Raw genomic sequence first — 12109 nt, 5'->3', positions numbered from 1 at the left:
ATGGTACGAAGTAGTACAATAATACTATTAATTAGAATCACAAACAGATTTGAGGAGGCACCTACATGAACGAAAAATATGTAGCCCAAGATATTGAGAAAAAGTGGCAAAAGTACTGGGATGAGAACCATACTTTTAAAACTGAATATGACGAAAGTAAAGAGAAATACTATGCATTAGAAATGTTCCCATATCCATCTGGCAATTTGCATATGGGCCATGTGCGCAACTATTCCATCGGCGACGTAGTAGCGCGTTTTAAGAAAATGAATGGTTTTAACGTATTGCATCCAATGGGCTGGGATTCCTTTGGTATGCCTGCAGAAAATGCAGCTATTAAACATGGTATTGCACCTAAAACATGGACTCTTGATAATATTGAGAACATGAAAAAGCAACAAAAAGCATTGGGCCTTTCCTATGATTGGGACCGTGAAGTTGCCACATGTAAAGAAGATTACTATAAATGGACACAATGGTTCTTCGAACAATTCTATAAAAAAGGTTTAGCTTATAAAAAAGAAGCAAAGGTTAACTGGTGTGAAACATGCCACACTGTATTAGCTAACGAACAAGTTATTGATGGCCTTTGCTGGCGTTGTGATAATCCTGTAGAGAAAAAAGATTTATCTCAATGGTTCCTCCGTATCACTGAATATGCAGATCGCTTGTTAGATGACCTCGATACACTCGATGGTTGGCCTCAACGCGTTAAATTGATGCAAAAGAATTGGATCGGTCGCTCTGAAGGTACAGAATTCTCTTTTGATGTGCCATCCATTAACGAACGCATTTCCGTATATACGACTCGTGTAGATACAATCTACGGCGTAAGTTACGTTGTATTGGCTCCTGAACATCCATATGTAGAACGTTTAATTGAAAATGCACCTAACAAAACTGATTTAGATGCTTTTATTACGCGTATGCGCAACATGAGCGACATCGACCGCACGTCTACAGAAGCACCTAAGGAAGGCATGTTTACCGGTTCCTATGCGGTAAATCCTATGTCTGGTGAACAAGTGCCTATTTGGATTGCTAACTATGTTCTCGTAGATTATGGTACTGGTGCCGTTATGGGTTCTCCTGCTCATGACGAACGGGACTGGGAATTTGCTCATAAATACGATTTGCCTATTAAACCTGTTGTTTCGCACAATGGTGAAAACTACAATTTCGATACATGGGAAGAATCTGATCACGAAGATGGCGTGTTGATTAATTCTGGTGAATTTGATGGTCAAACATCTGAAGAGGCTCGTAAAAATATTACGGCTGCACTTCACGAACGCGGTATCGGTGAAGGTAAAACTAATTTCCGTCTTCGCGATTGGCTTATCTCTCGCCAACGTTATTGGGGCGTGCCAATTCCTGTTGTATATTGCGATAAATGTGGTGAACAACTCGTACCAGAAGAAGAATTGCCTGTACGTCTTCCTGAAGATGTTAAATTTGAATCCGGTGCTGTATCCCCATTGGCAACATCCGAAGCTTTCATGAACGCTACATGCCCTAAATGTGGTGGCCCTGCGCGTCGTGAAACAGATACTATGGATACATTCATCGATTCATCTTGGTATTTCTTGCGTTACACTGACGCATTGAACGATAAAGCACCATTCGATTCCAAAATTGCTAATTACTGGATGAACGTTGACCAATACATCGGTGGTATTGAACATGCTATCTTGCACTTGTTATACTCTCGTTTCTTTGTGAAAGTTATCCATGATTTAGGCCTCATCGAAGCTAACGAACCATTCCGTGGTCTTTTGACACAAGGTATGGTACTTAAAGAAGGCAGCAAGATGTCTAAATCTAAAGGCAATGTGGTTTCTCCAGAAGAAATCATCAATAAGTACGGTGCTGATACAGCGCGCTTATTCATCTTGTTCGCAGCACCAGTTGACCGCGATCTTGATTGGAGTGACCAAGGTGTTGAAGGTTCCTATCGTTTCTTAGGTCGTGTATGGCGTATTGTTGATGCGTATGACCAAGCAGCAAAAGAAAATCATACGGGTGACCTTACAAAAGATGAAGTGGCATTACGCCGTGAATTACACCGTGTTATCAAAAAGGTTACTGAAGATTTAGATAATAACTTCAACTTTAATACGGCAATTAGTGCGATTATGGAACTTGTTAATGCTATGTATGCACACAAGGACAAAGCAGAATCCGTAAATGCTGATCTTGCTAATGAGTTAACACATAATCTCGTGTTGTTATTAGCTCCATTCGTGCCACATATTACAGAAGAATTGTGGCATGAGCTTGGCGAAACTGAATCTGTTCATACTATGAACTGGCCAACATACGAAGAATCTGCTCTTAAAGTAGACGAAGTAGAAGTGGTTCTTCAAGTTAATGGTAAGGTTCGCGATAAATTAACTGTTTCTGTGAATATTACGAAAGAAGAATTGGAAGCATTGGCTAAAGAATCCAGCCGTGTTCAAGAATTTACAGAAGGTAAACAAATCGTTAAGGTTATCTACGTACCAGGTAAACTTGTGAATATCGTTGTAAAATAATATTTCTATATATGATTTGTTAATATAATGAAAGCCCCCAACTACATAGGTAGAAGGGGGCTTTATTGTCTAGAGAGGTTATTATGGCAAAACGTAGCGATTATATTTCTTGGGATGAATACTTTATGGGCGTTGCTATTTTGGCTGCTCAACGATCCAAAGATCCTAATACACAAGTGGGGGCCTGTATCGTCAGCAATGATAATAAAATCTTATCCATCGGTTATAATGGCATGCCCTTAAACTGTAGTGATGATGATTTTACGTGGGAACGGGATGCGGCAGATGATAATAAATATTTTTATACCGTTCATAGTGAACTAAATGCGATTCTAAACTATCGCGGTGGTTCCCTAGAAGGTTCTAAGATTTATGTAACACTATTCCCTTGTAATGAATGCGCAAAGGCTATTATCCAAAGCGGCATAAAGGCCGTTATCTATCGTGATGATTTGTACAAAGATACTAAAGAGGTTAAGGCTTCAAAACGTATGCTAAAGACGGCCGGTGTCGATATTATTGAATATCAATCGACGGGCCGCGTATTGGAAATAACACTATAATAGATAAAAGAGGGATGGTGTATCCTTCGAAAGCGACTTTGGCCCTGCGGAGGCCGAAGGCCGGAGTCAGACCCGGCCGGTGGAGCTTACGGAGGATGTACCATCCCTTTTATATGTTGTGTGTTATACCAATAAGCGGCCATCGATCATGATATCTACTTGTTGGCCGTCAATGGTAATGCCTTTAATATTCATGTTTTCGTGACCAATCATAAAGTCCACATGAGCGAGGGAGTGGTTGAGACCACGTGCTTTGAGTTCTTCTTCCGATAAATCATCGCTATTTTTTAAACATGTTGGATAGGCTGCACCGATTGCTAAATGGCAGGATGCATTTTCGTCAAATAATGTTTCATAGTAAATTCTATTGGATTGGCTAATAGGGCTATAGTGATCCACGAGGGCTACTTCACCAAGATATTGAGATCCTTCGTCTGTTTCGATGAGTTCTTTAAGAATATCTAACCCTTCTTCAGCCGTGTAATCAACAATTTTACCGTTTTCAAAGGTAAAGGAGAAGTTAGAAATAGGATTGCCTTGGTAGATAAGTGGTTTTGTACTAACTACTTTACCATTTACACCATTCCATTGGGGTGCACAGAACACCTCTTCTGTAGGTATATTGGCATTAAATTTGATCTCCTCTTTGGAGAACTCTTCGCCACCTTGCCAAATATGGTCTTCTGGTAATTCGAGAAGTAAATCTGTGCCATTTTCACAGGTGTATCGCAATGCTTTCAAATCAAGAGCGTTTAATGCTTCGCGACGATGGCGTAGCTTAGCCATGTGATGCGCATATGTTTCTTTTGCCTCTACATCATTGAGACGACATAACTTTAGTAATGTAAGCCAGAGTTGGTTAAGTTTTTCTTCATCTGATCCTTCATAGCCAAGAAGTTCAGCCCAAAGCACTGTTGGTACAGCGGCTACACACCATGTTACGGATGAGTTCATGATGGCTGTATGGTAGAAGGATAGGACCTTGTTGAGATTGCGTGAGTTTAGGCTAATGCGCTCTGTAGGAATTCCTGCTAACGCCTTTGGGTTGGCACTGATAAGTGATAAAAAGGCAGCTTTTTCCTCTACATATTGCTCGTAATATACAGGAATCCATTTAGCCGGTGTTTCTAGAACCGATGCATCAGCATGTAATAAGCGTTGTCGTGTAATTGGGGTATGACGCCAATTGATGATAACCTCTTTGGCACCCAATTGATAGGCTTCTTCCGTAACAATGACTGCAAAATCTTTATTGTCTACATCAACAGATACGATGAGTGTTTGCTTTTCTTGTAAATTAACGCCAGACTGCAATAAAGTACGGGCGTATTTACGTAATAATTCTTGATTCATTATAGACTCCTTAACATAGTAATAGGACATACCGGTAAAGTATATTCCTTTAATTCGATATAATTTTGAAAACTCCTGCTTATGTGACTAATAGAGTCACATATAGGAGTTTTTTGTTGCATATGGAAACTCTAGTAGTAGGAGGTGACCACATGAAACAACTTATTATGTCACATAAGTGGATTGTAATAATCCTGTGTATTTTAGTAGGAATTTATTTCCTATGGCCTATTATAACAGAAGGAAGCACCACAATGCCAGATTCGTCTGTATTAGCGGCTAATACGTCAGACGTGAATAGCAATAATCATTATGAAAGTAATTCTATTCATGCTAATAATGGTGTAGCTCAATCTGAACAACATACTGAAGGTACAGATGCTATTGTGTATGTGACGGGTGCTATTCAATCACCAGGACTTTATAAGGTGGCATCTAGCTCGACCATTGGCGATGTTATAAAAGGGGCTGGAGGTGCACTACCATATGGAGATATAGAGTCCATCAATTTAGCAGAGACTGTGACAGGCGGACAACATATTCACATCAAATTTAACTTTCACGGGAATCCTGAATCATTATTACGAAATCAAAAGATTAATATTAACACGGCTACCGTTAAAGAACTCGATTCACTGCCTGGAATTGGGCCAACCATGGCAAAACGGATTGAAGAGTATCGTCAAAGTAAGGGCGCTTTTACATCTATAGAGGATATCAAGCACGTCAAAGGTATCGGCGATGGATTATTTAAGAAGATACGCGATAAAATTACAGTCTAATTTACCTATTTATTTGACACTAAATATGCTGATCACCTATTCGGAGATAGCCCATTATATTCTAAGTGGTATCACACTAGGCATTTTATGTGCCTATAGCACGCATTATGTATTGCTCGATACGAGTTGGTATTGTATGTTTGGTGCTGCTGGCTATCTACTATATACATTGGTTAAAGCTGTGGTTCGCTATAGGTTACAACCGTCTTTGTCAATTAAATATATAGTTGTAACCTGCATCGTCTCTTGTGCATTAGGTGGCATATCATTTTTACATGTAAACCATCAAATTAATCAGTATGTAGGGCACACTAAATTCTTTTTATCACAAGAAGGCGAATATGCACTACTCATTGATTCTCCGGTAGATTTAAAAGTGATTGATGGGAAAGAATATAGATCATTTAGTGCTATATTGTTAGGGTTAGTGCCACACAAGGATACGGCAAAAGGCGTGCATATTAAGGCCGATGGGCATATTAGAGTAACAATACAAGAAAATTCTACACATCTTCATATGGGGGATTCGATTATCGTTCATGGTACGCCTAGATCTCTCTATTTGACAGAAGAGAGAGGCACTATTGATAAGCGAAATAAGGCAATTCGTAATGAAGATATGGGGGCCATATTTGATGGTACCTATAAGGTAATGGACTTAGATTCTCTTAAACAGTATAAGATAGATTCTTATATCGGTTATTATCAACGGTGTCTTCACATAATTGATTCCATGCGTAGTGCTGTTGAAGTATTGATGGAGCAGTATCTATCAGATACAACCAAATGGCTTGGAATTTCATTAGTATTAGGAGGCCATTATGGAGAATTAGGTCAAGATGTGCTACGTCAATTTGGCTACACTGGTATCATTCATATTTTATCTATATCGGGTTCCCATATTGCACTGTTATTTTCTATCGTATATGGCCTATGCAGAGTATGTCGTATCAGGAAACGTTATGCTATGATGGGTGGTATTATACTATCTATCTTTTATTGTATAGTGGTTGGTTTCAGTGCACCTGTTGTGCGTTCTACCATAATGGGGATTTGGCTTGCTTTAGCCTATTTAAAGGGCCGTATGTATACGGCGAAGCAAGGATTAGCAGTGACGGCTATACTATTTTTACTATATGATCCGTTACTTATATTAGACGTGAGCTTTCAACTATCCTTTGGAGCTACCTATGGGCTCTTATTATTTGGCATGCCATTATATCGATGGATTACAGTATTGCCACCGATTGTGAAAGCTCCACTAGTACTCTGCATCAGTGCACAGCTTTTATTGATACCGTTCCAGCTCTATTATTTTCACTATTTAAGTTTAGCAAGTCTTTTGGCAGCTATTATTATTACACCTTTACTTGATATAGCTATTGTTATGTTATTTGGTTGTACCATAATATCCTTACTTATCCCAATAGGTATGGTTTGGAACGTAATCGACTGGATATTAACTATCTGTTTATATGTAAATGCGCATCTCGCTAACAGTTCTATATGTTTATGGTGGATAGGTACCATTTCTGCCACATTAGGGGTGTTATACTATGGATGTGTGGGATTACTATATATTAATCTAGTCTCATTCAAGCTTAGATTTAGAACTTTCACAAAAGGAATTGTTCTTATGGGAATCGGTATAATTGCTATTGCTTATAGTGGCATCTTATATAGGAATGAAACGATTTTGCATATTGTACCTATGAAACAGTCAAATGCATTCCTCATTGTTAAGCCTTATGAAAAAATGGCTATGGTATATATTGATACGCCTGATGCTATTCCTATGAAAGCTAGTGAAATTCGCGTAAGAAATGGACTCCAAAGTTTTGGTATTCCATTAAAAAATACTCATGTTCAACGATTTCAATCGACGGGCAAAAATACTGTTTTATACAAAAATGATATATCGTCTGTGATGGTCTATAATAGACAAAATGGTGAAAAAAAACTACAATTAAATGATATGAGGAACACTATTTTGATTACCTCTCAGTCGTATATGGTGAATCAAATTGTAGTATTACATTCGAATTATCCTGTGCTTGTTAGCATGCCTCGAGGAGCGATGCGAGACATTGATCCCGACGCAGAACATGTTCATTTATGGGGCTATCAATATATTCCGGACTATCGATTATGAAAGGAGGACTGGCGATGAATCAAGTATATCTAATCTATGGTAATGAACCACAACTCATAGAAGAAGAGAAACAAAAGTTTTTCTTATCTCACAAAAATCTAGATGTGCGCGTGTTGCATGATGAAGCAGGTCCTTCCAAAATATCAGAACAATTGATGGAGGATTCTTTATTTGGCGATGCCAAGGTATTTTGTCTTATCAATCTACCTATCTTGAAAAAAGCAGGCCAAAAAGAGAGTCAAGAATGGGATGCACTGACCGAGTTACTGATGAATTATACCGGTGATAATCCAGTACTTATTATCTATCACGATATGGTGGATAAACGATTAAAACAAAATAAAAAGATATTAGAATCTATTCCTAATAAGGAATGTAAGCGATTAGAAGGTGACGATTTATTGATGTGGATTCGTCAGTATTGCACCTCTAATGGATATACGCTGACGCCTGATGGGCACGACTATCTATCTCATCTATTGGAGTTGTGGCAAGATGTGCCGGTTGCGTTTATGCGCACCGAGTTTGATCGATATTTTCTGTTATTAGGAAATCATAAGAAAATTGATAAATCCTTTTTAATGGAACATAGCAGTAATTATGGAGCTAAAAATATCTTTACCTTTAAAGAAGCTCTATTAAAACAAGATGTGAATACCTTATTAGAATTATTTCCGTTTATGTTTAGCTATAAAGAAATTGACCGCGCTATGGGCTATATTGAAGGACAGTTACGGCTCCAATTATTGGTAAGCGAATGTCGTGCTGCAGGTATGACAGCTAAACAAGTAGAACATTTTTGTAAAGAAAATGGGGCCTCTTATAAGCCGTACCCTATAAAACTGGCCTATGAAGCAAGTTCTCGTATTTCTATAAAGGCTTTAAAAGCACTCTTAAAAGGATTATATGAGGTAATATTAGATAGTCGCACAAGCAAAGGGGATATGTGGCGATTTAGGGATTTATGTTTGACCTATTGTGGGTATAAGGGATAAAAATGAAAGTACGTTATCGAGTAGTACCAAAACAGAATAGTAAACCTGCTTTCTATGTGAATTGTGATGATAAACAGGTAACCATACAAGCAGCAGATTCAGCGTTTAAAACATTAGTGTCATTACAAGAACGATTAGCTGCTTGGTACAAAGAAAAAAATATTTCCTTTGATACGATTCCTACCAATGCAACTACGTCTTGCTGCTTTGCGTGGAAGGTAGATGACGATGATGAAGAATTTGCACCATACTACTATGCCGGTGGTTGTGGTGTAGGTGAATTTATTGAAGATGTTGAAGCGCATCGTCAGAAATTAGAGGAAGAAAACATGCCAGAGAGAGGAAAGTCCTTTGCTGGTAATAACGATGATGAAATAGATTATGCAGATGAGTTTGTGCCATTTATGGATGCGGTGGAATTGGACTATTTTAATCCAGACCCCACATCGTATGAGTCTGTAACTACAAGAAATCCATCTGTATCTAGTAGCTCATCATCTACATCTTCAGCTAATAGCGGACATCAACACAAAGGGGGCAAGAAATATCCACAACGTGCTCCTAAGGATGCACCAACTGATGAGGGTATGATTTTAGGTCCACGCATTGAGGGCACGACCTCCAGCATCATGGGCACTGTAGAAACACCAAGTGTTATTTTTGAAGGTGTGTTCGTTGGCCTTGATAAACGCGATACTAGGACTGGTAAAAGTATCGTAAATGGCAGTATCGTAGATGATACGAACAGTATGAAGTTTATCAAATTTACGAATAGTCCAGAAGAAGGGGATGCCTTATTAAAGCAATTAAAGAAATTGCAAAAGGTGCGCGTTCAAGGTAGTGTCAACTTTGATGATCGATTTGATAAGGACTATATTTTATCTATACGAAGTATCGAAGCTATCGAAGAAGACAATACAAATGAACGGACAGAAGACAGACCAGATTCTCGTGTTGAGCTTCATCTCCATACTAAGATGAGTGATAAAGATGCACTCGTATCGATTAAGGATCTATTTAAAACTGTCAAAAAATGGGGCCATCCTGCGGTTGCTATTACGGACCATGGTGTTGTACAAGCCTTTCCTGAAGCACAAGCACTTGGTAAAGAACTTGGTGTTAAGGTTATTTATGGCGTTGAAGGGTATCTCGTTGATGATGCGGATTTAGAAAAGGAATTATCCTTAGACGTTGTAAAACGAAAAGACGAGGCGCCTCGATATCACATTATTTTGTTAGCTCAAAACATGGTGGGCTTACGTAATCTATATAAAATGATTTCCATATCCCATTTGGAATACTATAAACGGAGACCTCGTTTGCCTCGTTCTATCATTGAAGAACATCGTGAAGGTATTCTCATAGGATCTGCCTGTGAAGCAGGTGAATTGATGCAGGCTATTGTTAAAGGTTCCTCCAAAGAAGAGCTATTAACGATTGCATCATTCTATGATTATCTTGAAATTCAACCACATACCAACAATACATTCTTAATTCGCAAGGGTATCGTGCCAGATGAACAAGCTCTTATCGATATGAATAAGACGGTTATTGAATTGGGAGAAGCCCTCAATAAACGCGTATGTGCTACCTGTGACGTTCATTATTTAACGCCAGAAGAAAAGATTTATCGCGAAATTATGTTGACAGCTTGTGGGTTCCCTGATGCGGATGAACAACCTGATTTACATTTGCGTACTACTGATGAAATGTTAGCTTCATTCCCATATTTGAGTAAAGAAAAGGCCTATGAAGTTGTTGTTACAAATACACGGGCCATCAACGATAGTATTGAAGACATTAAACCAGTGCCAGATGGCACATATTCACCTAAAATCGAAGGGGCCGATGAAGCTTTCACAGAAATGTGTTATGTAAATGCGAAGAAGATTTATGGTGATCCATTGCCTCGTGTTGTACAAGAACGCCTAGATTATGAGCTCGACTGTATCATCAGCAATGGTTATGGCGTGTTGTACTATATCGCTCATAAGCTGGTAAAAAAATCGCTAGATGATGGCTATCTAGTAGGTTCTCGTGGTTCTGTAGGTTCGTCCTTTGCAGCGACCATGTCGGAGATTACAGAGGTTAATCCATTGCCACCGCATTATATTTGCCCTGAATGTAAGTGGTCGGAATTTTATGAAAATGGTGAATACGCCGGTGGATTCGATTTACCGCGTCGTGACTGTCCTAATTGCGGTCATCCATTACAAACGAATGGTCATGATATTCCATTTGCTATCTTCCTTGGTTTCGAAGGCGATAAGGTTCCAGATATTGATTTGAACTTCTCTGGCGACTACCAAGCGAAGGCCCATAAATACACGGAAGAACTGTTTGGACGTGATAATGTATTTAAGGCCGGTACGATTGGTACCATTGCAGATAAGACTGCATTTGGGTATGTAAAGAAATATGCAGAGCTTAGAAATATTCAGGCTCGCAGTGGATTCCTTGAACATCTCGCAAAAGGTTTTACAAATGTAAAAAATACGACAGGACAACATCCGGGTGGCATCATGGTTTGTCCTCGTGATATGGACGTGCATCACTTTACGCCGATACAACATCCGGCGAATAAAAAAGAGAGTGGCGTATTAACCACTCACTTTGATTATCACTCCATAGAAGGGCGTATGACAAAACTCGATATTCTGGGCCATGATGATCCGACGATTATTCGTATGTTGGAGGATTTGACCGGTATTGATGCGAAGACGATTCCTTTTGATGATCCAAGAACGCTAAGCCTATTCTCATCAACAGAGGGTATCGGATTGACACCAGAACAGTTGCAAGGGGACCAAGTAGCGAGCCTTGCCGTACCGGAATGTGGTACGAAATTTGTACGGGGCATGCTAGAAGATTCACGGCCACAAACCTTCTCTGATCTTGTTCGTATTTCTGGTTTCTCCCACGGTACGAATGTATGGCTCGATAATGCACAGGAACTTATTAAAAATGGTACTTGTAAATTGAACGAAGCTATTTCTACTCGTGATGACGTAATGAACTTTTTGATTCATCGTGGCATGAATAAGAAAAATAGTTTCTTCGTCATGGAAAATGTTCGTAAAGGGAAGGGCATCGAAAAGAGAAATAAACAAGGCCAAGCGACTACGGAGTTTGAAAAAGAAATGCGAGAAAATAATATTCCTGAATGGTTTATTGAGTCTTGTAAAAAGATTTCCTATCTATTCCCTCGTGCTCATGCCGTTGCTTACGTTATGATGGCCTTCCGCATTGCGTGGTTTAAGGTATACCATCCGTTAGCATTCTACGCTGCCTATTTCTCCATTCGTGCAAAAGCCTTTGATTTACGCATCATGACAGGTGATTTGAATACACAATTGAAAGAATTTAATCGTATTAAAGCTCTTGACCGTGGTGCCAGCCCTAAGGAAAAGGATTTGATGTCCGCCTTAGAGGTATCTATGGAAATGTATCAACGAGGGTATCGATTTATCAACGTAGATATTCAACATTCCGGTGCTCGCCGATTTAGCATTAAGGACGGCGCACTATTACCACCATTCTTAGCTATCGATTCACTTGGTGAAACCGTTGCCGATGCTATTGTAGAAGAACGGGATACAAAACCGTTTACATCGTTAAAAGACTTGCAACGTCGTTGTAAGGTATCTGCTACCATCATTGAAACAATGAAAGAACTTAAATGCTGTGGAGATTTGCCAGAAGACGAACAAATGTCGCTGTTTGGCTAATA

The 12109-nt window shown here is 39.2% G+C and carries 7 protein-coding genes; 6 read left to right on the top strand and 1 reads right to left on the bottom strand.

What is annotated here, in order from left to right:
- Window positions 1-65 precede the first annotated feature (65 nt).
- Window positions 66-2534 carry a leucine--tRNA ligase gene (gene leuS, locus RYP29_RS02930; protein ID WP_311532163.1) on the top strand — a complete coding sequence of 823 codons (2469 nt, stop codon included), beginning with the start codon at window positions 66-68 and terminating at the stop codon, window positions 2532-2534.
- 83 nt (window positions 2535-2617) lie between these two features.
- The gene (locus RYP29_RS02925; RefSeq protein ID WP_311532161.1) at window positions 2618-3097 is read left to right on the top strand and encodes a dCMP deaminase family protein; all 480 of its coding nucleotides are present in this window, start codon (window positions 2618-2620) and stop codon (window positions 3095-3097) included.
- A gap of 123 nt (window positions 3098-3220) precedes the next feature.
- Here the strand turns inward: RYP29_RS02925 and RYP29_RS02920 are convergent, their stop codons facing one another.
- Window positions 3221-4450, bottom strand: coding sequence for an aminopeptidase (locus tag RYP29_RS02920; protein ID WP_311532160.1), 1230 nt, complete (start codon window positions 4448-4450; stop codon window positions 3221-3223).
- A gap of 152 nt (window positions 4451-4602) precedes the next feature.
- Here RYP29_RS02920 and RYP29_RS02915 point away from each other — a divergent pair, with 152 nt between their 5' ends.
- The 4 genes from RYP29_RS02915 to RYP29_RS02900 all read left to right on the top strand — a co-directional run bounded on the left by RYP29_RS02915 (window position 4603) and on the right by RYP29_RS02900 (window position 12107).
- Entirely contained in the window at window positions 4603-5232 is a 630-nt protein-coding gene (locus RYP29_RS02915) for a ComEA family DNA-binding protein (protein ID WP_311532158.1), read from the top strand.
- Between the two features lie 136 nt (window positions 5233-5368).
- Entirely contained in the window at window positions 5369-7384 is a 2016-nt protein-coding gene (locus RYP29_RS02910; RefSeq protein ID WP_311532156.1) for a ComEC/Rec2 family competence protein, read from the top strand.
- 14 nt (window positions 7385-7398) lie between these two features.
- Window positions 7399-8379 carry a DNA polymerase III subunit delta gene (gene holA, locus RYP29_RS02905; protein ID WP_311532154.1) on the top strand — a complete coding sequence of 327 codons (981 nt, stop codon included), beginning with the start codon at window positions 7399-7401 and terminating at the stop codon, window positions 8377-8379.
- Between the two features lie 2 nt (window positions 8380-8381).
- Window positions 8382-12107, top strand: coding sequence for a PolC-type DNA polymerase III (locus RYP29_RS02900; protein WP_311532153.1), 3726 nt, complete (start codon window positions 8382-8384; stop codon window positions 12105-12107).
- Window positions 12108-12109: the final 2 nt, after the last annotated feature.

The sequence above is a fragment of the uncultured Veillonella sp. genome (assembly GCF_963534045.1).
Taxonomy (GTDB): Bacteria; Bacillota; Negativicutes; order Veillonellales; family Veillonellaceae; genus Veillonella.
The sequence above is the reverse complement of the archived record's forward strand: the minus strand, read 5'-3'. Positions and strand labels throughout refer to the sequence as shown.